Origin of the sequence: Pseudomonas sp. 22526 (genome assembly GCF_052044735.1) — a bacterium.
GTDB lineage: Bacteria > Pseudomonadota > Gammaproteobacteria > Pseudomonadales > Pseudomonadaceae > Aquipseudomonas > Aquipseudomonas piscium.
Genome location: NZ_JBQENK010000016.1, coordinates 117,422 through 141,493, shown reverse-complemented (window position 1 = coordinate 141,493; position 24,072 = coordinate 117,422). Strand labels below are relative to the sequence as shown.

The 24,072-nt window shown below is 61.6% G+C and carries 23 protein-coding genes and 2 tRNA genes; 19 read left to right on the top strand and 6 right to left on the bottom strand.

The window, feature by feature from the left end:
- Positions 1 to 40: 40 nt before the first annotated feature.
- From ACTJKT_RS23025 to ACTJKT_RS23010, 4 genes are all read right to left on the bottom strand, one after another.
- Positions 41 to 301: a DUF2164 domain-containing protein gene (locus tag ACTJKT_RS23025; protein WP_169915872.1), complete on the bottom strand. Its 261-nt coding sequence runs from the start codon at positions 299 to 301 to the stop codon at positions 41 to 43.
- Positions 302 to 940, bottom strand: coding sequence for an imidazole glycerol phosphate synthase subunit HisH (gene hisH / locus ACTJKT_RS23020; protein WP_025808284.1), 639 nt, complete (start codon positions 938 to 940; stop codon positions 302 to 304).
- On the bottom strand, positions 940 to 1,533 hold the full coding sequence (gene hisB / locus ACTJKT_RS23015; protein WP_007921806.1) for an imidazoleglycerol-phosphate dehydratase HisB: 594 nt from the start codon (positions 1,531 to 1,533) through the stop codon (positions 940 to 942). The genes hisH and hisB overlap by 1 nt, the downstream gene beginning before the upstream one ends.
- Before the next feature lie 263 nt (positions 1,534 to 1,796).
- Positions 1,797 to 3,458, bottom strand: a complete 1,662-nt coding sequence (locus tag ACTJKT_RS23010) for an OFA family MFS transporter (RefSeq protein ID WP_440788700.1) — start codon at positions 3,456 to 3,458, stop codon at positions 1,797 to 1,799.
- Between the two features lie 409 nt (positions 3,459 to 3,867).
- Here ACTJKT_RS23010 and ACTJKT_RS23005 point away from each other — a divergent pair, with 409 nt between their 5' ends.
- The 5 genes from ACTJKT_RS23005 (at position 3,868) to ACTJKT_RS22985 (ending at position 8,087) form a co-directional block, all read left to right on the top strand.
- Positions 3,868 to 4,278 carry an acetyl-CoA sensor PanZ family protein gene (locus ACTJKT_RS23005; protein ID WP_440788699.1) on the top strand — a complete coding sequence of 137 codons (411 nt, stop codon included), beginning with the start codon at positions 3,868 to 3,870 and terminating at the stop codon, positions 4,276 to 4,278.
- Positions 4,279 to 4,346: 68 nt separating this feature from the next.
- Complete coding sequence (locus tag ACTJKT_RS23000; protein ID WP_440788698.1) at positions 4,347 to 6,575, top strand: AsmA family protein; 2,229 nt, start codon at positions 4,347 to 4,349, stop codon at positions 6,573 to 6,575.
- The gene (gene mutY / locus ACTJKT_RS22995) at positions 6,572 to 7,639 is read left to right on the top strand and encodes an A/G-specific adenine glycosylase (protein ID WP_440788697.1); all 1,068 of its coding nucleotides are present in this window, start codon (positions 6,572 to 6,574) and stop codon (positions 7,637 to 7,639) included. The genes ACTJKT_RS23000 and mutY overlap by 4 nt, the downstream gene beginning before the upstream one ends.
- Entirely contained in the window at positions 7,636 to 7,908 is a 273-nt protein-coding gene (locus ACTJKT_RS22990) for an oxidative damage protection protein (protein WP_023970060.1), read from the top strand. The genes mutY and ACTJKT_RS22990 overlap by 4 nt, the downstream gene beginning before the upstream one ends.
- A 103-nt stretch (positions 7,909 to 8,011) precedes the next feature.
- Positions 8,012 to 8,087, top strand: a tRNA-Phe gene (locus ACTJKT_RS22985).
- An 87-nt stretch (positions 8,088 to 8,174) separates the two neighbouring features.
- Here the strand turns inward: ACTJKT_RS22985 and ACTJKT_RS22980 are convergent.
- Positions 8,175 to 8,633 (bottom strand): carboxypeptidase regulatory-like domain-containing protein, encoded by a 459-nt coding sequence (locus tag ACTJKT_RS22980; RefSeq protein WP_440788696.1) that lies wholly within the window; start codon positions 8,631 to 8,633, stop codon positions 8,175 to 8,177.
- A gap of 347 nt (positions 8,634 to 8,980) precedes the next feature.
- Between ACTJKT_RS22980 and ACTJKT_RS22975 the strand changes: the two genes are divergently transcribed.
- The gene (locus tag ACTJKT_RS22975) at positions 8,981 to 9,949 is read left to right on the top strand and encodes an alpha/beta hydrolase family protein (protein ID WP_440788695.1); all 969 of its coding nucleotides are present in this window, start codon (positions 8,981 to 8,983) and stop codon (positions 9,947 to 9,949) included.
- Between the two features lie 104 nt (positions 9,950 to 10,053).
- Entirely contained in the window at positions 10,054 to 10,452 is a 399-nt protein-coding gene (locus tag ACTJKT_RS22970) for a hypothetical protein (RefSeq protein WP_440788694.1), read from the top strand.
- 284 nt (positions 10,453 to 10,736) lie between these two features.
- On the opposite strand, the gene gabP is transcribed toward ACTJKT_RS22970, so the two are convergent.
- Positions 10,737 to 12,134, bottom strand: a complete 1,398-nt coding sequence (gene gabP, locus ACTJKT_RS22965) for a GABA permease (RefSeq protein ID WP_169915860.1) — start codon at positions 12,132 to 12,134, stop codon at positions 10,737 to 10,739.
- Positions 12,135 to 12,699: 565 nt separating this feature from the next.
- Between gabP and ACTJKT_RS22960 the strand changes: the two genes are divergently transcribed.
- The 12 genes from ACTJKT_RS22960 (at position 12,700) to ACTJKT_RS22905 (ending at position 23,764) form a co-directional block, all read left to right on the top strand.
- Positions 12,700 to 13,473 (top strand): ABC transporter ATP-binding protein, encoded by a 774-nt coding sequence (locus ACTJKT_RS22960; protein WP_009046514.1) that lies wholly within the window; start codon positions 12,700 to 12,702, stop codon positions 13,471 to 13,473.
- A gap of 13 nt (positions 13,474 to 13,486) precedes the next feature.
- Positions 13,487 to 14,242: an ABC transporter substrate-binding protein gene (locus tag ACTJKT_RS22955; RefSeq protein WP_009046513.1), complete on the top strand. Its 756-nt coding sequence runs from the start codon at positions 13,487 to 13,489 to the stop codon at positions 14,240 to 14,242.
- Between the two features lie 77 nt (positions 14,243 to 14,319).
- Positions 14,320 to 15,015: an ABC transporter permease gene (locus ACTJKT_RS22950; RefSeq protein ID WP_092306006.1), complete on the top strand. Its 696-nt coding sequence runs from the start codon at positions 14,320 to 14,322 to the stop codon at positions 15,013 to 15,015.
- A complete protein-coding gene (locus ACTJKT_RS22945) occupies positions 15,012 to 15,701 on the top strand; it encodes an ABC transporter permease (protein ID WP_007922607.1) in 690 nt (229 codons plus the stop codon). The genes ACTJKT_RS22950 and ACTJKT_RS22945 overlap by 4 nt, the downstream gene beginning before the upstream one ends.
- A 137-nt stretch (positions 15,702 to 15,838) precedes the next feature.
- Positions 15,839 to 17,050, top strand: a complete 1,212-nt coding sequence (locus tag ACTJKT_RS22940; RefSeq protein WP_440788693.1) for a methyltransferase — start codon at positions 15,839 to 15,841, stop codon at positions 17,048 to 17,050.
- A gap of 354 nt (positions 17,051 to 17,404) precedes the next feature.
- Positions 17,405 to 18,226 carry an FkbM family methyltransferase gene (locus ACTJKT_RS22935; protein WP_440788692.1) on the top strand — a complete coding sequence of 274 codons (822 nt, stop codon included), beginning with the start codon at positions 17,405 to 17,407 and terminating at the stop codon, positions 18,224 to 18,226.
- A gap of 79 nt (positions 18,227 to 18,305) precedes the next feature.
- Positions 18,306 to 18,381, top strand: a tRNA-Thr gene (locus ACTJKT_RS22930).
- 339 nt (positions 18,382 to 18,720) lie between these two features.
- On the top strand, positions 18,721 to 19,704 hold the full coding sequence (locus ACTJKT_RS22925) for a helix-turn-helix domain-containing protein (protein WP_440788691.1): 984 nt from the start codon (positions 18,721 to 18,723) through the stop codon (positions 19,702 to 19,704).
- 338 nt (positions 19,705 to 20,042) lie between these two features.
- Positions 20,043 to 21,077, top strand: a complete 1,035-nt coding sequence (locus tag ACTJKT_RS22920) for a DUF1254 domain-containing protein (RefSeq protein WP_440788690.1) — start codon at positions 20,043 to 20,045, stop codon at positions 21,075 to 21,077.
- A gap of 146 nt (positions 21,078 to 21,223) precedes the next feature.
- Positions 21,224 to 22,075, top strand: a complete 852-nt coding sequence (locus tag ACTJKT_RS22915) for a MipA/OmpV family protein (protein ID WP_440788689.1) — start codon at positions 21,224 to 21,226, stop codon at positions 22,073 to 22,075.
- A 53-nt stretch (positions 22,076 to 22,128) separates the two neighbouring features.
- Positions 22,129 to 22,956: an acid phosphatase gene (locus tag ACTJKT_RS22910; RefSeq protein ID WP_440788688.1), complete on the top strand. Its 828-nt coding sequence runs from the start codon at positions 22,129 to 22,131 to the stop codon at positions 22,954 to 22,956.
- A 13-nt stretch (positions 22,957 to 22,969) separates the two neighbouring features.
- A complete protein-coding gene (locus ACTJKT_RS22905; protein ID WP_440788687.1) occupies positions 22,970 to 23,764 on the top strand; it encodes a hypothetical protein in 795 nt (264 codons plus the stop codon).
- The last annotated feature ends 308 nt before the right edge of the window (positions 23,765 to 24,072 follow it).

The following is a 24,072-nucleotide window of genomic DNA, read 5'->3' as shown; positions in this document are numbered from 1 at the left end:
GGCAAACCTTCAAATTCGATTGTTCAGCTTCACTCGGAAATCAGTTTTTCTCGAGCGCCCACAGGTCGCTTTCGATGCTTTCGAACCGCTCTTTGAGTTGGGTCTGCACATCGAAAATCGCCCTGTTGTAATAGTGCGGAGCAATTTCGCGGGTAAAGAGTTCAAGAATCTCGGCCGCCTCGAACGAGCCCAGGTCGAGCTCGAAGCGATCTTCCATGAAGCGCTGGATCTTGTGATTGGCCTCACTCTCCTGCTCGGGCGTGAGGGTCAGGATCGGCGCTTTAGCCTTCTTGACCGCCATTTACCAGCGACCGTCCCACGCCGCGAAGTTCTGCAGCAATTGCAGGCCATGGGTATGGCTTTTCTCCGGGTGGAACTGCACGGCGAAACGCGAGCCTTCGGCCAGCGCCGCGGCGAAATCGACGCCGTAGTGACCGCTACCGACCACCTGCCGCGCGTTGCCGGCGGCGATGTAGTAGCTGTGCACGAAGTAGAAACGCGCCAGGTCCGGGATGTTGTGCCACAGCGGGTGGCTCACCGCCTGTTTCACTTCGTTCCAGCCCATGTGCGGGACTTTCAGGTGCTCGCCGTCTTCATGCAGGCCCTTGCCGAAGAACTTCACCTGGCCGGGGAACAGGCCGATGCAGTCGACGCCGTCGTTCTCTTCGCTGTGGTCGAGCAAGGCTTGCATGCCCACGCAGATGCCGAGGAACGGACGGTCCTGGCTGACTTCACGCACCAGCGCGTCGAAGCCCAGGCGACGGATCTCCGCCATGCAGTCGCGAATCGCGCCGACGCCGGGGAATACCACCCGGTCGGCTTCGCGAATCACATTGGCATCGCTGGTGATCAGCACCTTGCCGGCACCGACGTGCTCGAGGGCCTTGGCCACCGAGTGCAGGTTGCCCATGCCGTAATCGATAACCGCGACCGTCTGCATTACAGCACGCCCTTGGTCGAAGGCATCTGCCCGGCCATGCGGTCATCCAGCTCCACGGCCATGCGCAGCGCGCGGCCGAAAGCCTTGAACACGGTTTCGATCTGGTGGTGGGTGTTGTGCCCACGCAGGTTGTCGATGTGCAGGGTGACGTTGGCGTGGTTGACGAAGCCCTGGAAGAATTCCTGGAACAGGTCGACATCGAAGCCGCCCACGGTGGCGCGGGTGTAAGGCACGTGCATCTGCAGGCCAGGGCGGCCGGAGAAGTCGATCACCACGCGCGACAGCGCTTCATCGAGCGGCACGTAGGCGTGGCCGTAGCGACGGATGCCCTTCTTGTCGCCGATGGCTTTGGTGAAGGCCTGGCCCAGGGTGATACCGACGTCTTCCACGGTGTGGTGGTCGTCGATATGCAGGTCGCCTTTGCTTTCGATATCCAGGTCGATCAGCCCGTGACGGGCGATCTGGTCCAGCATGTGCTCAAGGAAGGGAACCCCGATATCGAATCGGGCCTTTCCGGTGCCATCCAGGTTGATCGAGGCTTTGATCTGGGTTTCCAGAGTGTCGCGCTCGACGGACGCCTTACGTTCGGCCATCACCAGCTCCGCAAAATCATTGGGCGAAAAAGGCGATCATTATAGGCCGGACGGCGGCTAAACAGGAACACGCAGGACAAGATCCTGACGGGCTGAACCCAATAAAGCCGGGGGTGTACCTGTCATGACAAGCAATATGCAACCTGTAGCCGCTGCCGCAGGCTGCGATCGGCCGGAACGGCCGTGGCGATTCTGAAATCGCTGAAGGTCCTGCGGACCTTATCGCAGCCTTCGGCAGCGGCTACATCCTTGCCAGCGAAGCCTTAGTGGAACAACACCGCAGTCTTCTGCAGGGTGACCCACACGCCCCACGCCAGCGGAATGCCCACCACCAGCCAGGCAGCAACCGCCAGCGGCACGCTGCCGGACGAGGCTTTCCACTCCAGCACCGTGGTGCTGTCCGCGCCCTTGTCGTGGCCCAGCGCCTGTTCGGCGGCCAGCTCGGCATCAGTCATGAAGTACTTGTCGGCCACCGGACGCACCAGCAGGTTGCACAGGAAACCCAGCACCAGCAGGCCGGCGAGAATGTACAGGGTGATGTCGTAGGCCGCGGCCCGCTCGACGCCGATGCTCAACTGATACTCACGCAGGTAGTTCACCAGCACCGGGCCAAGCACGCCCGCCGCCGCCCAGGCAGTCAGCAGGCGACCGTGGATCGCGCCCACCATCTGGGTGCCGAACAGGTCCGCCAGGTAGGCCGGAACCGTGGCGAAACCGCCGCCGTACATCGACAGGATGATGCAGAACGCCGCCACGAACAGCGCGACGTTGCCCAGGTGCCCGAGGTTCGGGATCAGCGCGTACAGGGCAAAACCCAGGGCGAAGAACACGAAGTAGGTGTTCTTGCGTCCCAGGTAGTCGGAGAACGACGCCCAGAAGAAACGACCACCGATATTGAACAGGCTCAGCAGGCCAGTGAAACCGGCGGCGATCGCGGCGATCGACGCCAGTTGCGAGGCATCCAGCTGACCGAAGGCCAGTTCGTTGCCCAGCAGCTTGCCGGCGAAGACTTCCTGCAACAGCGGCGACGCCATGCCAAGGATGCCGATACCGGCGGAAACGTTCAGGCACAGCACCAGCCACACCAGGCGGAACTGCGGGGTTTTCCAGGCCACGTTCACATGCACGTGGCGGTGGGTGATCATCGCGTTCGCGGCTTTTTTCGCCGGCGGGGTCCAGCCTTCAGGCTTCCAGCCGGTCGGCGGCACGCGGTACGCCAGCGCGCCACCGATCATGAACACGAAGTAGATCGCCGCCATCACCAGGAAGCTCTGCCAGACGCCAACACCGGTTGGCGAAGCGAAGTGGCTCATCAGCGCAGCCGCCAGCGGCGCACCGACCATCGCGCCACCGCCGAAGCCCATGATCGCCATACCGGTGGCCATGCCGCGCTTGTCCGGGAACCACTTGATCAGGGTCGACACCGGCGAGATGTAGCCCAGGCCCAGGCCGATACCGCCGATCACGCCGGAGCCGAGCCACATCAGCCAGATCTGGTGGGTATAGATACCCAGCGCCGAAATCAGCAGGCCGCCGCACCAGCACAGCGCCGATACCACACCGGCCTTGCGCGGGCCGGCGTGTTCCAGCCAGCCGCCCCAGATCGCCGCGGAGCAGCCGAGGAAGATGAAGAACAGGGTGTAGATCCAGCCGAGCATCGAGATCGGCCAGTCGCACTGGGACGAAAAGACCTGAGCGATAAAGCTCATGTCCGGGGCACAGGCCACCGGAGCGGTCACGCCCAGGGCCTTGGACAGCGGCAACCAGAACACCGAGAAGCCGTAGGCCATGCCGATGCACAGGTGGATGGCCAGAGCGGCCGGTGGAACCAGCCAACGGTTGAAACCGGGTTTGGCGATGATGCGTTCTTTGGACAAGAACGCCGGCTGGGCGGCAATGGCGCCCGCCTCGGTGCTAGTGCTCATGAATGTTTCCCCCAATTATTGGAATTATTCGCCGGCCACTCTTCACTCACGACCTTTGCACGCAGACGTGGCCGTTTTATCGAGTGAAGCTCCATAGAGTGCGACTTTTAGTCGCAGAAGGGCAGATGAACTGCGAGAGATTACCATTTGCTCGTGACAGAAAGAGCAAACTGCCATCACCTTTTCCGCGTCATCTGTACTGAAAGCCCGCAGAAACCCACGATCACGCCCTTGTAGGAGCGAGGCTTGCCCGCGAAGCGCATTGCCTGACACACCGCGCAGCGCCCATCGCCGGCAAGCCTGGCTCCTACAGAAGCGCACGGCCCCACCGACGACGCCAGCCCCTCGCCAGCCCGCGCGCTGCTGCCGATAATGGCCAGCCATTCCTTCGCTCTGCACAGGATCCCCCATGCCCATCGTTGTCGAGTCGCTGAAACAAGCCAGCTATCAGGATCAGCAGGACCTGCAGAAGATCTACCGCGATGCCCCGCCCTGGCTGTTCGCGCCGCAACGCGACGACCAGGAACTGATCGAAACCGCCCTGGGCGACGGCAGCCTGATCGCCGGGCGCTTCAACGACCGCCTGCTGGGCGCCGCCCGCCTGCAACGGCACCAAGGCGTCTGGCACCTGTCCCAATTGTGTGTGCGCCAGATCACCCGGCGTCGTGGCGTGGCCGAGCGACTGGTGAGCGAAGCACAGAAAATGGCCACCCGGCACGGCGCCACCTTGCGCCTGCTGGCACCCGCCGGGCACCTCGAAGCCCAGGCGCTGGCGGCCAAGCTGCAGATACCGCTGGATGTGCTCCAAAGCGATCAGTGACCAGTGGCCAGGCCCGGGGCGTTATACTCCCTGGCTAAATTCGAATTCGACACTACAAGGACTCGCCCATGAAAGCGTTCGGCAAAATCCTGGGTCTGGTACTTCTCGGGCTGTTGCTGATCATCGTGGCTCTCGGCTTCGCCCTGACTCACCTGTTTGATCCCAACGACTACAAAGAAGAAATTCGCCAGATAGCCCGCGACAAGGCCCACATCGAGCTGACGCTCAATGGCGATATCGGCTGGAGCCTGTTCCCCTGGCTCGGCCTGGAACTGCATGAAGCCGGCGTCGCCACCCTGGCCAACCCGACCCAGCCATTCGCCGACCTGCAAATGCTCGGCCTGTCGGTCCGCGTGCTGCCGCTGCTGCGCCGCGAAGTGCAGATGAGCGATGTGCGTGTCGAAGGCTTGAACCTACGCCTGACCCGCAACAAGGACGGGCACGGCAACTGGGAAGACATCGGCAAGGTCGCCCCCGCCGACAAGCAGGCCGCAACCCCGGCCACCAGCACCGGCGAAACCACCGCCGCCGCCCCGGCCACCACGGAAAAACCGGCGCAGCCGATCCGCCTGGATATCGACAGCCTGACCGTGAACAACGCCCGGGTGGAATACAACGACGAACAGAGCGGCAAGCAGTTCACCGCCGAAAGCATCCAGCTGAGCACCGGGCCGATCCACGAAGCCACCAATACCCCGGTCAAGCTCACTGCCTTCCTCGCCAGCACCCAGCCGGCCGTGCGCGTGCGCACCGAGTTGAAGGGCGAGCTGCGCTTCGACCGCGTGCTCAAGCGCTACCAGTTCGAAGACATGAAGCTGTCCGGCGAAGCCGCCGGCGATCCGCTGCAAGGCAAGACCCTGACCTTCTCCGCCCAGGGCCAGCTGCTGCTGGACCAGGCCGCCAACGTTGCCGAGTGGAACAGCTTGAAGCTCTCGCTCAACCAGCTGCGCGCCATCGGCGAGCTCAAGGTCAACGACCTGGACAAGACTCCGCAACTCAACGGTGGCATCTCTATCGCCCAGTTCGACCTGGCCAAGTTCGTCGACAGCATCGGCCAGACCCTGCCGGCCATGGCCGAAGGCAGCCTGAGCAAGGTCGAGCTGGTCAGCCGCCTGTCCGCCACGCCGAACAGTATCGCCCTTGAAAACATCAACCTGAAACTCGACGACAGCAGCTTCAGCGGCCGCCTGGCGGTCGAAGACCTGGCCAAGCAATCCCTGCGTGCCCAGCTCAAGGCCGACACCTTCAACGTCGACCGCTACCTGCCGCCGAAGTCCGCCGAAGCCAACAGTGCCGCGGTGGCGCGCAAGGCCGAAGTGCAGAGCAGCGAAGCCAGCGCCGTCGCCGGACCCGCCAACTCGCCGCTGCCGGACGCGCCGACCAAGGGCGCCTGGAGCACCGAGCGCCTGCTGCCGGTGGAGCGCCTGAGCAAGCTGGATGTGAATGCCGACCTGAGCTTCGGCCAGCTGACCCTGGACAAGCTGCCGATCCAGAACGCCACGCTCAAGGCCAACGGCCAGGACGGCCTGCTGAAACTCGAAGGCCTGCGCGGCGAGCTGTACAACGGCAGCTTCGAGGCCAGCGGCAACCTCGACGTGCGCCAGCCAACGCCGCAGTTGAGCCTGCAGACCAAGATCAACCGGGTACCGGTGGAACGCATCCTGGAAAGCCAGGGGCAGACCCCGCCGGTCAAGGGCCTGGTGACCCTCGACAGCAACCTGACCAGCAGCGGCAACAGCCAGAAGGCGCTGATCGACAGCCTCAACGGCAACGCCAGCTTCGTCGTCAACAATGGCGTGCTGCTCAATGCCAACCTCGAACAGCAAGTGTGCCAGGGCATCGCCACGCTGAACCGCAAGACCCTCAGCAGCGAGCCACGGGGCAAGGACACTCCCTTCCAGGAACTCAGGGGCAACCTGACCCTGCGCAACGGCGTGGCCAACAACCCGGACCTGAAGGTGCGCATCCCGGGCATGAGCGTCAAAGGTAATGGCGACATCGACCTGCGCGTGCTGGGCATGGATTACCGCGTCGGCATAGTCGTCGAAGGCGACAAGAGCGACATGCCGGACCCGGCCTGCCAGGTCGGCGAACGTTTTGTCGGCATCGAACTGCCGCTGCGCTGCCGCGGCCCGCTGGAACTGGGCGCCAAGGCTTGCCGCCTGGACCGCGACGGCCTGGGCCAGGTCGCGGCCAAGCTGGCTGGCGATCGCCTCAGCGAAAAGCTCGATGAAAAACTCGGCGACAAGGTCAGCCCGGAACTGAAAAACGCCCTCAAAGGGCTGTTCAAACGATGAGGGCCGAGCAGTTCGCACCGGCGGTACTGGACTGGTACGACCGCCATGGCCGCCATGACCTGCCCTGGCAGCAGGAGATCAACCCGTACCGGGTATGGGTCTCGGAAATCATGTTGCAGCAGACCCAGGTCAGCACCGTGCTCAACTACTTCGACCGCTTCATGGCCTCGCTGCCGACGGTCCAGGCCCTGGCCGCCGCGCCGGAAGACGAAGTGCTGCACCTGTGGACCGGCCTGGGTTACTACACCCGCGCGCGCAACCTGCAAAAAACCGCGAAGATCGTGGTCGCCGAGTACGGCGGCGAGTTTCCCCGCGACGTGGAAAAACTCACCGAGCTGCCGGGCATCGGCCTGTCCACCGCTGGCGCCATCGCCAGCATCAGCATGGGCCTGCGCGCGCCAATCCTCGACGGTAACGTCAAGCGGGTGCTGGCGCGCTTTACCGCGCAGGAGGGCTACCCGGGCGAACCCAAGGTGGCCAAGCAGCTGTGGGCCGCGGCCGAGCGCTTCACCCCGCAGACCCGGGTGAACAACTACACCCAGGCGATGATGGACCTGGGCGCCACCCTCTGTACCCGGAGCAAACCCAGCTGCCTGCTGTGCCCCCTGGAAAGAGGCTGCGAAGCGCACATGCTGGGCCTGGAAACCCGCTACCCGATCCCCAAGCCACGCAAGGCCGTCCCGCAGAAACGCACGCTGATGCCGATGCTGGCCAACCACGAAGGCGCCATCCTGTTGTACCGCCGGCCCTCCAGCGGCCTGTGGGGCGGTTTGTGGAGCCTGCCGGAGCTGGACGACCTGGCGGACCTGGAGCACCTGGCTTCGCAGCACTCGCTGGAACTGGGCAAGCAACAGGCAATGCCCGGCCTGGTGCACACCTTCAGTCACTTCCAGCTGGCCATCGAGCCCTGGCTGGTAGAGGTCCAGGCTGCCGCCCATCACGTGGCCGAGGCCGACTGGCTCTGGTATAACCTCGCCACCCCGCCGCGCCTGGGCCTTGCCGCCCCGGTGAAAAAACTGCTCAAACGCGCGGCCGACGTATTGAACGCAGGAGAGTTGCAATGACCCGCACCGTAATGTGCCGCAAGTACAAAGAAGAGCTGCCAGGCCTGGAGCGCCCTCCCTATCCGGGCGCCAAGGGCCAGGAGATTTTCGAGCACGTGTCCGCCAAGGCCTGGGCCGACTGGCAGAAACACCAGACCCTGCTGATCAACGAAAAACGCCTGAACATGATGAATGCCGAAGACCGCAAATACCTGCAGGGCGAGATGGACAAGTTCTTCTCCGGCGAGGAATACGCCAAGGCCGACGGCTACGTGCCGCCGTCCGAGTAATTGCGCTCAAATCGGGGCGGGAACGTAAGCGGCGGTAATAATTAAACTTTTTTTCAAAACTTGCTTGACGCCCCCCCGAAAAACCCGTTTAATGCGCCCCGTTGCCCAGATAGCTCAGTCGGTAGAGCAGGGGATTGAAAATCCCCGTGTCGGCGGTTCGATTCCGTCTCTGGGCACCACTAATACCGAAACCCCTGAATCGCAAGATTCAGGGGTTTTTTATTGCCTGCGATTAACTGGCACCTGTCTGCGCCCCTCCTCCTCGCTCAATAACCTTCATTCCAATGCAGGTTGAGATCGCGAATGCCCGCTACCTTCATATCCACCGTGTTGCGCTCGGTACGCCCGCCACGGGTGGCGACAACCTGGTACTTGCCGGCCGGCAGTTGCACAAAGACGATCGGACCCACCTGATTCAGGGTCAGGACCGATTGCCCTTGCGGATTCTGGATCGCCAGGTCGACATCCGAGGTGTATTTGTTTTCCGGGCCGACGGAAAAGGTCATGTGCAGGTTATACCCCTTGGTCTGCAAGAGCGCCCGCGACTCGTCCAGGCCGATACCGCCGGACAGATAGCTAATGCCGTTCTGCTGTTGAGGTTCCAGCTGCACGCCCGCCGGGTCGATGGGTTCGTTGCTGGGGGTGGCGGACTGCACGCTGAACGGTGCGAGTGACAGGAACGCCGCGAGAACGCCTGTTACGACACACGAAAAAAAGGATTTCATGATGAGCACTCCCGGTTCGTCTCGAACCACTGAATGGGATGCCACCGCCAAGAGTTCAGCCCAGCGCGGCAGCGTCCGGGTCTCCCCTTTCCTCTCGAATGGCTAAGCCACGTTTCAGCAAGCGATGCTCGAATGAAAAGCCCGTCAGGCGGCTTGCCCGCAGGCCTTGATAGTCAGTGTACGCCCCGATTCCGGGCCGTTTAGATCGATTCGGTGTGATGCTTTTAACCAAAAGTACCTAGCAGCGGCGCCTATCCCGACGGTTGCCAGGCTGCGGACTCTGCGGTTATTAATGCTTGGATCCAAAAGCGTCGCCCCCCCCTTTCCCGGTAAAGGAATACGCGCCGATGACCGTGCAATCCCCACCCTCGCCCCTGCTCCCGGCAAGTGCCACGGCCAGCAGCCCTGGCGCAGCCTTTCGTGAACCCGCCGCCGACAGCTTTGTCCTGGGCGGTTTCACCTGGCGCCATGCAGAGCCGGACCGCGCTCGCCCGGTGGTGATCATCAATGCCGCCACTTCGGTGCGCTGCCGGCACTATTCGCGGTTCGCCGACTACCTGTTCAGCCATGGCTTCGATGTCATCACCTACGACTACCGCGGCATCGGCGAGTCGCGGCCGGCCTCGATGCGCAAGTTGAAGGCGTCCTGGTCGGACTGGGGCAGCCTGGACTTCGAAGCCATGCTGCAACGCGCGCAGCGGGAATTCCCCGGCCAGCCCATCGATGTGGTCGGGCACAGCTTCGGCGGCTGCGCGGCGGGGCTGGGGGCGTCCGGGCAGTTGATCCGCCGCGTGGTGACGGTGGGCGCGCAGTTCGCCTACTGGCGCGACTACGCCCCGGCGAGCCGCTGGCGCATGCTCGGCAAATGGCATGTGGTGATGCCGCTGCTGACGGCGCTTTACGGCTACTTCCCCGGCAAGCGCCTGGGCTGGCTGGAGGACACCCCCGCCGGCGTGGTGCGCGACTGGGCCACGCCCACCGCGCACTATCAACGGCGGCCCAGCGGACGCCACCTGGCGCGCCGGGATCCGGCGCTGCCCTTCGCCCGGGTCAAGGCGCAGCTGCTGGCCATCAGCATCAGCGACGACCCTTACGGCACCGTGCCGGCCATCGAGCGCCTGCTGGATTACTTCACCTCCAGCCAGCGCAGCCATTGGCGCATCGAGCCCGGGGACATCGGCGAGCGGGAAGTCGGGCACTTCGCGTTTTTCCGCAGCCATTACCAGGACCGCCTGTGGCCGATCGCCCTGGCCTGGCTGCAACACGCGGCGCTGCCCACGGATGCGCCGGGACGCCTGATCAGCGGTAGCCATTGAGCGTGCCAGGCGGCGCATTTACTGGCATCCTCTGCCGCCTTAAAGCCAGGCCGGACGCGGTATCGATGCCTGGCCCTCCTATTTGCGCAAAAGGTACGACGCCCATGGCATCTGCGAACAAGCAACACAAAAGAGCCCAGCGGGCGAAAACCAAGGCCAAGCAGAACCGCACCCAGCGCAACGCCGCGCCGGCGGAACTGGACCCGAACGACGACCGCATCGACTTCGAATCGGTGGACCTGACTGAGCTGTTCAAGAAAATGATCGACGCCGAGAAGACCAGCCAGCAGGCGATGTGCGCGGCGTTCCTGGAAGACCCGCTGCTGGAGATCGTCTACGAGCAGGAAGGCGAAGAAGGCGCCATGGACTTCATCCTTGCCGCCCTGATCGAGTACCGCCAGTGGTCCACCGAAACCGACGAGGCCGGCGCCCTGGCCTGGATCGAAAGCCCCGAGTTCCAGGCCGCTTACCTGGCCGCCTCCGAAGCGCTGATGCAGAAGTAAGGCTCAACACCATCTGTAGCCGCTGGCGCAGCCTGCGATCGGCCGGGCACCGGCCGCAAACCCGGCGAACCGATAACGACTGACACACCGCAGACGACCGCTTCGTCGGAGTGCCGCCCAACCCGATCGCAGCCTTCGGCAGCGGCTACAGCGCGTCATGCATGGCCCTCACTGCTGCGTCGAATATTCAATCGTCATCGCGGGNCCCGCGAAAGCGTCGGTACAGACCACAAAAAAGGCCGCTGTCATCGCTGACAGCGGCCTTTTTACTTACCGGGAAAGACTCAGGCGCGACTCAATACACCGGCCGCCTGCTTCTCCAGCTTGCGCCGACGGGCCACCAGCAGGCCCGCCGCGATCACAGTGATACTCAACAGGCCGGTGGCAATGATTTCCATGCGATGGGCATCCTGGAACAGCATGATGGTCAGCACCCCGACGATGAACACAATCACCGCGTAGGTCAGGCCCGGGAACAGCCACATCCGGTAGGCGATCTTCTCGCCGGCCGCGGTGCGTTTCTGGCGCATGCGCAGTTGCGATACCGCGATCACCAGGTACACCAGCAAGGCGATGGCGCCGGAACTGGCCAGCAGGAAATTGAACACCGCAGCTGGTGCTACATAGTTGGCGAATACCGCGAGGAAGGCGGCTGCGGTAGACAGGATCACCGCCCAGTAAGGCGTGCCGCTGCTGTTGGTGCGCTTGGAAGCGGCCGGGGCGTCGCCACGCTTGCCCAGGGAGAACAGCATGCGCGAGGCAGTGTAGAGCGCCGAGTTCAGGCAGCTGGTCACCGCCACCAGCACCACCAGGTCGACGATCAGCTTGGCGTTGGGGATGCCCATGCGATCGAGCACGGTCTGGTAGGAACCGACCTGGGCCAGGCTCGGGTCATTCCATGGCACCAGCGACACGACGATAAAGATCGACACCAGGTAGAACAGGCCGATCCGCCAGATCACCGAGTTGGTGGCCTTGCTGATCTGCTGGCCCGGGTTCTTCGATTCGGCGGCGGCGATGGTGACGATCTCGGTGCCCATGAACGAGAACATGGTGGTCAGCATGGCGGCGAGCACCGCGCCCATGCCGTTAGGCAAAAAGCCCTGGGTATCGAACAGGTGCGACACACCGCTGACATTGCTGGTCGGCAGCAGGCCGAAGATCGCCAGCAGGCCGAGCACCACGAAGCCGATGATCGCCACGACCTTGATCAGGGCGAACCAGAACTCGAACTCACCGTAGTTCTTCACGCTGAACAGGTTGGTCGCGGTCAGCAGCAAGGTGATGACCAGGGTGAACACCCAGATCGCGATGTCGGGGAACCAGGCATGCAGGATGGTCGCGGCGGCGTTGGCCTCCAGCGGAATCACCAGCACCCAGAACCACCAGTACAGCCAGCCGATGGTGAAACCGGCCCAGTGGCCGATGGCGCGGTCGGCATAAGTCGAGAAGGAACCCGTGTCCGGCGAGGCGACGGCCATTTCGGCCAGCATGCGCATCACCAGCACCACCAGGGTGCCCGCGGCCGCGTAGGCCAGCAGCACCGCAGGGCCGGCTTCGGCGATGGCGTGGCCGGAACCGACGAACAGCCCGGCGCCGATTACCCCGGCGATCGACAGCATGGTCACATGCCGCGGTTTGAGCCCCTGTTCGAGGTCATTGGAGGTCTGCGTACTGCTCATTGAAACTACCTTTGCGAAGAAAGCGAAAGCGTCCACCCGGTCTGGCTTTTCCTTTCACACAGGCAGTCGTAAAAAGAATCCAACAAGGCGTTGTTTATTTCTTACGCAAGATTTGCGCCAAAATGTTACAGGCTCCCAGCCGGCGCGGCCTGCGAAGGCGACCGACGGATGATCGCAAGTCCTTGAGATTAATGGCCTTGCGCCAGAACGTTACCGCACCACCCATTTGTAGAACGAACCAGCGCACCAGAAACACACATAAAAAGTGTGCGATGCACAAATAGAGGGCGGATACGCAACCTTTGGCCGTTTTACCCTTCCAACACCCGGCCAAAGCTGGCACCATCGCGCCTTTTTTTACGCGACACCCGCTGGGAACAGGGTTCAAACGGGCGTTCGGTTGTTGATGGGGCGACAGTCTGCTGTGCCGATGCGACAACCTGTCACACGCCGTCTGCTTACACCCTGAAGCGCTGTTGGCTGTCATTCGAACGCTATGCTAGGTTGGCGCCTCGCCAGGAAAGCCGCTACCAGCAGGAGCGCAATGAACTCATGAGGACCGCACATGGCTGAGGCCACGCCCGCGCTTGAAATCCGCAACTTGCACAAACGCTACGGCTCGCTGGAGGTACTCAAGGGTGTCTCGCTGACCGCACGCGACGGCGATGTGATCTCGATCCTGGGTTCCTCCGGTTCCGGCAAGTCCACCTTCCTGCGTTGCATCAACCTCCTGGAAAACCCGCACCAGGGCCAGATCCTGGTGGCCGGCGAAGAACTCAAGCTCAAGGCCGCCAAGAACGGCGAACTGGTTGCCGCCGACGGCAAGCAGATCAACCGCCTGCGCAGCGAAATCGGCTTCGTGTTCCAGAACTTCAACCTCTGGCCGCACATGAGCGTGCTCGACAACATCATCGAGGCCCCGCGCCGGGTGCTCGGCCAGAGCAAGGCCGAAGCCATCGAAGTGGCCGAAGCGCTGCTGGCCAAGGTCGGTATCGCCGACAAGCGCCATGCCTACCCGGCCCAGCTCTCCGGCGGCCAGCAGCAACGCGCCGCCATCGCCCGCACCCTGGCGATGCAGCCCAAAGTCATCCTGTTCGACGAGCCGACCTCGGCACTGGACCCGGAAATGGTCCAGGAAGTGCTCAACGTGATCCGCGCCCTGGCCGAAGAAGGCCGGACCATGCTGCTGGTCACCCACGAAATGAGCTTTGCCCGTCAGGTCTCCAGTGAAGTGGTGTTCCTGCACCAGGGCCTGGTGGAAGAGCAAGGATCGCCACAGCAGGTGTTCGAGAACCCGCTTTCGGCGCGCTGCAAACAATTCATGTCCAGCAACCGCTAACGGAGCAACACGCATGCAGAGCTATAAGAAATTCCTCCTGGCCGCTGCCGCCACTCTGGTGTTCTCGGCCAATGCGATGGCCGCCGACAAACTGAAGATGGGCATCGAAGCGGCCTACCCGCCGTTCAACAACAAGGATGCCAGCGGCCAGGTCGTCGGCTTCGACAAAGACATCGGCGATGCCCTGTGCGCCAAGATGAAAGTCGAGTGCGAAGTGGTCACCTCCGACTGGGACGGCATCATCCCGGCCCTGAACGCCAAGAAGTTCGACTTCCTGATATCCTCGATGTCGATCACCGACGAGCGCAAGCAGGCGGTGGACTTCACCGACCCGTACTACTCCAACAAGCTGCAGTTCATCGCCCCTAAAGACAAGGCCGACTTCAAGACCGACAAGGCTTCCCTCAAGGGCAAGATCATCGGTGCGCAGCGCGCCACCCTGGCCGGTACCTGGCTGGAAGACAACCTGGGCGACGACATCACCATCAAGCTCTACGACACCCAGGAAAACGCCTTCCTCGACCTGACTTCCGGCCGCCTGGACGCGATCCTGGCCGACAAGTACGTCAACTACGAGTGGCTGAAAAGCGAAGCGGGCAAGCCTTACGAGTTCAAGGGCGACCCGGTTGAAGAAAGCGACAAGATCGGCATCGCCGTGCGCAAGAACGATCCGATCCGCGAGAAGCTCAACGCCGCCCTGAAAGAAATCGTGGCCGACGGCACCTACAAGAAGATCAACGACAAGTACTTCCCGTTCAGCATCTACTGATACTGACTGGCCTGCCCGGCGCCCTCCCCGAGGGCGCCGGTCCTTAGCAAAGCCTGCCGCGACTTGAATAACCATCCATGAATATCGATCTCTACGGATTCGGCCCGGCGCTTGCCGCTGGCGCGCTGATGACCGTCAAGCTGGCTCTTTCGGCGCTGTGCCTGGGCCTGGTGCTCGGCCTGCTCGGCGCCTTGGCCAAGACTTCCCCCTACAAGCCGCTGCAATGGCTTGGCGGCACCTATTCGACCCTGGTGCGCGGCGTTCCCGAGCTGCTCTGGGTGCTGCTGATCTACTTCGGCACCGTCAACCTGATGCGCGCCCTGGGTGAGTTCTTCGGCAACCCGGAGCTGGAACTCAACGCCTTCGCCGCCGGGGTCATCGCCCTCGGCCTGTGCTTCGGCGCCTACGCCACCGAAGTGTTCCGTGGCGCGATCCTCGCCATCCCCAAGGGCCATCGTGAGGCCGGCGTGGCCCTGGGCCTGTCGAAATGGCGGATCTTCACCAAGCTGATCATGCCGCAGATGTGGCGCATCGCCCTGCCGGGCCTGGGCAACCTGTTCATGATCCTGATGAAGGACACCGCGCTGGTTTCGGTGATCGGCCTGGAAGAAATCATGCGTCACTCGCAGATCGCCGTGACCGTGTCCAAGCAACCCTTCACCTTCTATATGGTGGCGGCCTTCATGTACCTGGGCCTGACCGTGCTGGCCATGACCGGCATGCACTTCCTGGAAAAACGCGCCGCACGCGGCTTCGCGAGGAGCGCCCAATGAACTGGGAAGTGATCATCAAGTGGCTGCCCAAGCTGGCCCAGGGCGCCACGCTGACCCTGGAGCTGGTGGCCATCGCGGTCATCGCCGGCCTGCTGCTGGCCATTCCGCTGGGCATCGCCCGCTCGTCGCGCCTGTGGTACGTGCGCGCCCTGCCCTATGCCTACATTTTCTTCTTCCGCGGTACGCCGCTGCTGGTGCAGCTGTTCCTGGTCTACTACGGCCTGGCGCAGTTCGACGCGGTGCGCAACAGCGCGATGTGGCCGTACCTGCGCGATCCGTTCTGGTGCGCCACCGCCACCATGACCCTGCACACTGCGGCCTATATCGCCGAGATCCTGCGCGGGGCGATCCAGGCCATCCCGCCGGGCGAGATCGAAGCGGCGCGGGCGCTGGGCATGTCCAAGCCCAAGGCGCTGTTCTACATCATCCTGCCCCGGGCCGCGCGCATCGGCCTGCCGGCCTACAGCAACGAAGTGATCCTGATGCTCAAGGCCAGCGCCCTGGCCAGTACCGTGACCCTGCTGGAACTGACCGGCATGGCCCGCACCATCATCGCCCGCACCTACCTGCCGGTGGAGATCTTCTTCGCCGCCGGGGTGTTCTACCTGCTGATGTCCTACGTGCTGGTGCAAGGCTTCAAGCTGCTGGAACGCTGGCTGCGCGTCGAGCAGTGCCAAGGCCGCTGACGCAATGCTTCTGTAGGAGCGAGGCTTGCCCGCGATAAACGATAACGCGGTATATCAAACAACCCGCGACGGTCTTATCGCGGGCAAGGACTAGGCGTCCCCCCTGCTCCTACAGACCACACCCTGAGCTGCCCGCCATGCCCTCCATCCTCCAAGGCCCCGAACTCCTCACCCGCTTCCAGGCCCTGGACCGCTTCCTGCTCGACCATCAACAGCTCTGGCGTCCACGCCCCTTCACCGAGCTGCAACTACCCTGGGAAGCCCAACACCACGAACTCGCCCAATGGCTGCGCCAGCGCAGCCTGGACGACGCCGAGGCCAGCCATAACCACCCCGAGTTGCTCGACGCGCCCGCGCCCTTCCCCGATCTGGCGCGGACTGCCGCCACCCTGGGCGCCGTGGCCGAGCTGCGGACGCACCAGGTGCCAGCCGCCCGCCAGCGTCTCAACGTCGATGTGCCCGGGCGTAAATGGCAACAGATCGAAGCCTTCGCCGCCTGCCTGGAATTCACCCAGACACCCAGCCACTGGCTGGACTGGTGTTCGGGCAAGGGCCACCTCGGCCGCCGCCTGCTGCAACCCGGGCAACAGCTGACCTGCCTGGAATACGACCCGGCCCTGGTCGCCAGCGGCCGACAACTGAGCGAACACCATCGGCTGCCGGCCAGCCACCTGCAGCAGGACGTGCTCGCCGCCGACGCCGCTGCCCGCCTGAACGCCGAACACACCCCGGTGGCCCTGCACGCCTGTGGCGACCTGCATGTACGCCTGATGCAACTGGCCAGCGCGCGCGGCTGTCGCCAACTGGCCATCGCACCCTGCTGCTACAACCGCATCCACCACGCCGAATACCAGCCGCTCTCCGGCCCTGCCAAGGGCTCGGCGCTGCACCTGTCCCTCGACGACCTGGGCCTGCCCCTGAGCGAGACCGTTACCGCCGGCGCCCGGGTACGCCGCCAGCGCGACAGCTCCATGGCCCGGCGCCTGGCCTTCGACCTGCTGCAACGCCAACTGCGCGGCGTCGATGACTACCTGCCCACCCCGTCGCTGCCCGCCAGCTGGCTGGACAAACCCTTCGCCGACTACTGCCGCGACCTGGCCGCCCTCAAGCACTTATCCACAGTCGGTGCGCAGGACTGGCCGGCACTGGAAGCCGCCGGCTGGCAACGCCTGGCCCAGGTGCGCAACCTGGAGCTGCTGCGCGGCCTGTTCCGCCGCCCCCTGGAGCTGTGGCTGGTGCTCGATCGCGGGCTGTTTTTGCAGGAACAGGGTTACCGTGTGCAACTGGGCCTGTTTTGCCCGGCACCGCTCACCCCACGCAACCTGATGCTGCTGGCGGAGCGTGGATAACTTGGATCCACCACCCCATCCAGCCTGTGGATAACTCTGTTGATGAATTCATGACAAAGCCGCTGAAAGTGCCTGCTACAGGCCTGATACATAGCTGGTCATTTTTTGTTCATAAAAATAAATCAACGCAAAAACAGCCAGTTGCGGCGAATTGAGAACGGATCCACAAAATCGGCCGGAATCGCCGCGCAACGGCAATCGATTGTGCATAAGCGTTAACACCAAAGGACATAACCGCCGAAAACCGGCACCTGGTAGACAGCAAATTGCGCCGGTTGGCGGCGCTTGTTATACAGACGCAGGCGCTCGCGGACGCGTCCGAGCCAGAACCTTTGTGACTGACGGGAAAAGACAGTGACGTTCATTTCTTATGCACAGAATTTCGAAGACATCCGCCTGTGGCGCGCGCTCAAACATGTCGAAAAAGGCTTCTACATCGACGTCGGCGCCAACCATCCCACCACGGACTCCGTAACCCGCGCCTTCTACGATCGCGGCTGGAGCGGGATCAACGTCGAACCGGTACCGAGCTATTACAACGCCCTGTGCCAGGAGCGCCCCCGGGACACCAACCTGCAATGCGCGGCCGGCGACAACGCCGAGGCCCTGACCTTCTACAGCATCGCCGATACCGGCCTGTCCACCCTCGACCCCACCATCGCCCAGCAGCACAAGGACGCCGGCATGCCGGTGCAGACCCAGATCGTCAGCTCGCGCACCCTGAGCGATATCTGCGAAGCCCACGTCGACGGCCCCATCCACTTCCTCAAGATCGACGTCGAAGGCCACGAAGAAACCGTGCTGCGCAGCATGGACTTCAGCCGCTGGCGGCCGTGGATCCTGCTGATCGAAACCCCGTGGAACCGCGACCAGACCTGGGAAAGCCTGGTTACCGGCGCCGGCTATCACCCAGTAGTGTTCGATGGCATCAACACCTTCTACCTGGCCGAAGAACACCTGAACCTCAAGGGCGCCTTCGACCTCCCGCCGTGCAACCTCGACGAATTCCAGTTCCGCCCCGGCCACAGCTTCGTCGCCCCCGACACCGACCTGGAACAGGCCCTGATCGCCGAACGCCAACGCGCCGACCGCGCCGAAGCCGAACTCCACGCCCTGCGCAACAGCCGCTCATGGCGCACCATCGAAAAACTCAAGAAAGTGCTGGTCCGCGGCTAGTGCCCGGCACTAGGCAAAAATAGTCAGATTTCAGGGGTTTACAGAACCCCGCCAATCGCTATAATCGTCGCCCTGACACGCCGGTATAGCTCAGTTGGTAGAGCAACTGACTTGTAATCAGTAGGTCCCGGGTTCGACTCCTGGTGCCGGCACCATACAAGGTTCCAGAGAAGGCTTTCAAAATCTCTGGAACTCCCGAAAAACCCGCCTTCTGGCGGGTTTTTTCGTTTTGGGGCTCTGTCGGGTTATGGCAAAACCTGGTGGATTGCGGCCGTTTTAGGGCTAAGGCAATTCGATACAAGGGGAGTCCCCTTATGTCGCACACCACGGCTCCACTCTCCGATTCGGCTTGCCGCTCAGCCAAGCCCACCAACTGCGCCTACAAGCTTTCGACGGCGACGACCTCTACCTTGGCAAAAGTTTTGCGCTAGTGTTTCCCTGCGGGCTAAGACGGTTTTCACGTGCATTGCCTTTAAAAACAGGTGCAAACGCTTATGACGAATGCTACGCCGTCCATCAAACTCAGCACTCTTCGGCACATAGCCCCCTATCTGAGCATGCGAGGGGTGTCGCCGCTGGAGTTCTTTCGGCGTTATGGTATTTCCCCTCATGTTTTTCAAAACCCTGACGCCTGGGTACCGCGAGCGGCCTGCTTTCATATAGCCAACGAAATGGCAGCTATCGCACAGGACCCCTTCGGTGGTGCATGTGTGGGACACCTGATCGAAGTACGCTCTCTCGGTGCCTGGGGCGAGTTGATATTGGACTCAACCAACCTCGCCCAGGCTTGTGCAGTGGCGTCGATCTATACGGACTTACTGCATCAAGGAGGAGAAGTAGAAATCGTCACCGAAGGCCGTACGACGAAACTGATCCACCAATTTACCGGACAGCACGGGGCTGATCCGAAGCAAGTCATTCTCGGCACTCTTGCGCTGCTTAGAAAAGTACCGCTCATGTCCGGTGAGCCTGGCGCCATACGCGTGCATCTGCAAAACCCAAGGGAAAGAGGAGACGAGGCGCTTGAAGAATACCTGGGGCCGAATCTCGAAATGAATGCGCAGTACAACATGATCGAATTCGACCGTGAGCTGCTAGGCACGCCCCTGCAACCTGTTCGGGATGACGCCTGGAAAGTCACCGAAGCCTTGAGGTCGACAGCGGAAGCGGCAGGCGTGCTTATCGAGCAGATATCGGACCAGGATCAATCCAAACTTACCGCTATTTCCAGAAACATCGGACTGTCTTCTCGAACACTGCAGCGTCGTCTCAAATATTGCGGCATCGACTTCGAAGATTTACGCGACGAGACGCGTCGCAGCGAAGCCCTTCAGCTCATTGCCAGCGGTAAATACACCGCGACCGAAATTGCCTACATGGTGGGTTACAGCGATCAAGCGCACTTTACTCGAGCCTTCAAACGCTGGACTGGGAGTTTACCGTCGCGCTACCGCTCGGCCTTGAAACATGATTATTAAAATTCAAGACAGCGTCTTCGCCTAACCACCTCCCCCCTCCCGCCAGACCATCTGGCCCACTTCGGGCTATGCCTTCCAATAGAGACCCGCGAAGCCTGCAACTACCGGGATATGGCTTGTCGTCCTGATCTCGGCAGCCATTTCTGTGCGAACTCCGCCAACGGCGCTGCGTAATGGCTTCGCCTTTTGGCACCAAATGGCAAGTTTCCATGAAGACGTTCTTATACAGTCTGAAAAGGTAATGCCAACACCAGCGAGCGGTGCAGCAAGCAATCCAGGCACAAGAAAAGTCTGAAGCTGGTGAATGGAATCACTTCTTATAAGATCAAGAGGTTTAAATGTCCTATTCATCCACGGTCTGCATCGTCGCATTGACGCTGGCAACTCTTGCGAGCGCAAACGCTCAGTCATCCTCCGATGCGGCGACGCAGGTGGGTGTCGATAATTTTGTCCGTGCCGAGTCCGACCTCTACATGGGCAAAATGGTGACCAGTGGAGGTTTTGGTCGGTTTGTTCATAGCCGCGAACCGGTTCCCATCGACGATCAGAATGTCATCCGAATGAATCGGGACACGCTTTACTCGTCAGCTGTGTTCGATCTCGATGCCGGTCCAGTCACCATCACATTGCCTGAGGCTGGTGAGAGGTTCCTGTCGATGCAAGTGGTCAACGAAGATCACTACGTAACCGCCGTCGTTTACGGTGCCGGCCGCCATACGCTGACGAAAGAGGATATCGGTACACGCTATATTTTTGTCGCTGTCCGCATGTTCTTCGATCCCACAGATCGGGAAGACCTTGAGCAGGTGCATGTGCTGCAGGACGCAATCAAGGTCAGCCAGGCCAAGCCAGGGGAGTTCGCAGTACCGAAGTGGGATCAGGCGAGCCAGAAAAAGATGCGTGATGCCCTGGCTGTTCTTGGATCGACGATTCCCAACTACAACCAGTCCTTTGGCCCTAAAGGCAAGGTCGATCCGATCCACCACCTGATCGGAACTGCGACGGGGTGGGGCGGAAATCCGAGCAAGGACGCAATCTACCTCGGCGGTGTGATGCCGCAGAACGATGGGAAAACCGTTTACCGTCTCAAAGTTGGACATGTCCCGGTCAACAGTTTCTGGTCTGTGAGTGTTTACAACGCAGACGGATACTTTCAGAAAAACCCATATGACGCCTATTCGTTGAATAACCTCACTGCCAAAAAAAGTGATGATGGCTCGATTGTCATTCAATTCGGTGGTTGCGACGGAAAGATCGCCAATTGCCTGCCTATTACGCCCGACTGGAACTATACGGTCAGGCTTTATCAGCCGAGTAACGAAATACTGAATGGCCAATGGAGTTTTCCACAGCCGCAGCCCGTCGCTCTATAAGTTCAATCATTCGAATAGTCGCTGGTTCGTCAGATTAATTGGCTGGCACCTCAGTAGCGTTAAACGCAAAGGTCACCAAGTTTGATATGGCTTATTAAGTCAGGGATGGCTCTGAACTACAGAGTTCACGCCAAAGGAAATAAACAATGACAACCGAAGATAATCCAAATTCTTTCAGATATCCGGTGATGTTCATCATAGGTGCAGCCCTCGCATTGACGCTGGCGTTGCCTGCACACGCAGCCATTGACGATTCAAACGGCACTCCATCCGTGACGGTAGGTGGCGGAGTTGCCGTTGGCCCGTTGTATGAAGGCTCTTCACATTACGCCGCGTTCCCGTCGCTGAAACTGAAAGCGGTCTTGCCTACCGAAGACTGGGGCACCTTTACCGCGGCCTTCCCGGATGGACTGCGTTGGGACTTGCCGGGGCTGGCGCCTTTCGGGGTGGCTCTGCTGATCGGTTATGACCAGGGGCGCAAGGAAAGAATTCATACCCTGGACGGTCGTGATGACTACTTGAAGGGAATGGGCAACCTGGACAGCACTGCCCTGGTCGGGGCGGAAGTGTACTGGATCCTGCCGGCCGGCCGCCTGTTCGTTCGCGGTCTGCAATCGAGCCAGAACCGCAACTACGGTGGCGAAAGCCTGGGGCATACGGCGTACCTGGAAGCCGGGGTCGCCACTGCATACCCACTGTCTTCGACATTGACCCTGGACTCGACGCTGTACGGCACCTGGAGCAATGAGAACGACATGATGGCCCGCTTCGGTGTCACGGCCCAGCAAGCCGCACGCACCCGGTTCGATGAATACCACCCGGGTGGCGGGATGCGGGACGTGACCTTGAAGCTGGGCCTCACCTGGCAATGGCAGCCACAGCTGGCACTGGAAGGCGGCATCAAGACCTACGCCCTGGTCTCCGACGCCCGCAACAGCCCGCTGACAGGTGAGAAGGTCGGTGCAGGTGCCTATCTGAACGCCTTGTACCGATTTTGATAAACCGCTGGTACCGACACCGTCCGACACATGGATAGACAAGGAAGCAATCGATGAAAAAAGTACAGGAACAGTTGGGGCTGACGCTATCGCTGGCCGGCTTGCTTTGGTCAGGGCTGGTGCTTGCCGACGATGCTGCCACGAAAGTAACGGACCCTGACTTCGAACTGGCTAAAGGCTATCTTGACCCGGCTGATTTGCCAGTACGCCTGGCTTTGCTTGGCGCCCCACCAAAGCCTGACTCTGCGGCGCTTGCACGGGATGAGGAAGCACGCCGTGCGGCGCTGGCGCTACGTGGTACGGCCCGGGAGAAACTCGCAGCAGCGGACGCGGAATTGTCATTCCCGGGCCCGGCGAAAACATTCTCCTGCGCGCTGGGTACGCAGATCACCGAGAAAAGCACACCGCATCTTTATACCTTGATGCAGCGCACCCTAACGGATGCGGGCGGTTCCACCTACGCCGGGAAAAATGCCTACAACCGTACCCGCCCATTCGTGGCGCATAACGAAGGCACGTGCCGCAAGGACATGGAGCCACTGCTGCGCACAGATGGCTCCTGGCCGTCCGGCCACTCCGCTGCGGGCTGGGCGTGGGGCCTGGTCCTGGCCGAGATCAATCCTGCACGCGCCACCGAACTGATGACCCGTGGCCTGTCATACGGCCAGAGCCGGGTGATCTGCGACGCACACTGGCAGAGCGACGTGGATGCTGGCCGCATCATGGGGGCCGCCACTGTGGCGAGCCTGCATGGCAATCCGGCGTTCCTGGCGGACCTCGCGGCGGCGAAGGAAGAGGTCAAGGCTGCTCAAAAGACAGGCCTGAAACCTACAGAGGATTGTGCGGCCGAGAGCGTGGCGCTCTCGCTGACCCAGCACTGACCGGAGAAGCACCATGATGCACAGTGACAACCCGCGCTCGCCGTTGTGGCGTCAGCACGCCCGCCTGGCTCTGCTGTTCAGCGCCTTTACGACCGCCGGATCCAGTCTGCCGATGGTGGCCATGGCGGCAGACGGTGATGGCTGGCAGTTCAACGGCGGGCCTTACCTGTGGGGCGCCGGGATCCGTGGGCACGTGGGCCACCGTAGCACCGGGACCCAGTTTATAAAGTCCGACTTCTCGGACATCGCGCGCACTGTCGATATGTCGGTGATGCTGATGGGCGAGGCGCGACGCGGGCCGTACAGCGTGCTCGCCGACCTGATGTACATCGACACCGACACCCGTAATCGTCTGCCAGAGGGCGCCCCGGCGTCCAAGCTTGAGGTGGAAAGCAAGACAGCTTCCGGATTCCTGGGGGGCGGCTACACCGTGCTGGGGGATGACGATCATCGGTTGGACGTCGCGGGCGGCGTGCGCGTCTGGTACAGCAGCACCACCATCACCCTGCATGGTGGACCTGCTGGCGGCCTGTCCGGGTCCGACAAGGCTACCTGGGCGGACGCCATGGCGGGGCTGCGTGGGCACTATGCCGTGAATGACCGATTCTGGTTGTCATCCTGGGGCATGGTGGGCGCCGGGCAGTCCCGGGAAGACTGGGATCTGGCCGCACTGGCGGGCTGGGAGTTCTTGCCCGGCTTTTCTGCGGTGGCCGGTTACCGGGCCATGGGGGTGAATTATCGCCATGACGGTTTTGTCTACGACATTGTCCAGAAGGGGCCACTGTTGGGTATCAGTGGGCGATTCTGAGGCTTTCATAGAACCTTGTCCGACATCCCCCTCGCTTTCAAATCCCCTTCAGTACTACGCCGCGCTTCAAGCCCCATCAAGGGTGCTATCAATTATTTAATCCAAATATATTTCTTATACTTTTCAATCAATTAAAAACGTATTCCTGCCGCAAAAAATAAAAACATTCATGACCTGCTCCTAAAAGAACAGTCATCCTCATCAGTTATCGTTGTTTTACAACGATCAATTTTCTCGAACATCCCGTTCGATATTTTCTCATATTCACAGAAGCCAATTAGATCGATCATGCGCCACGACTCACGCAG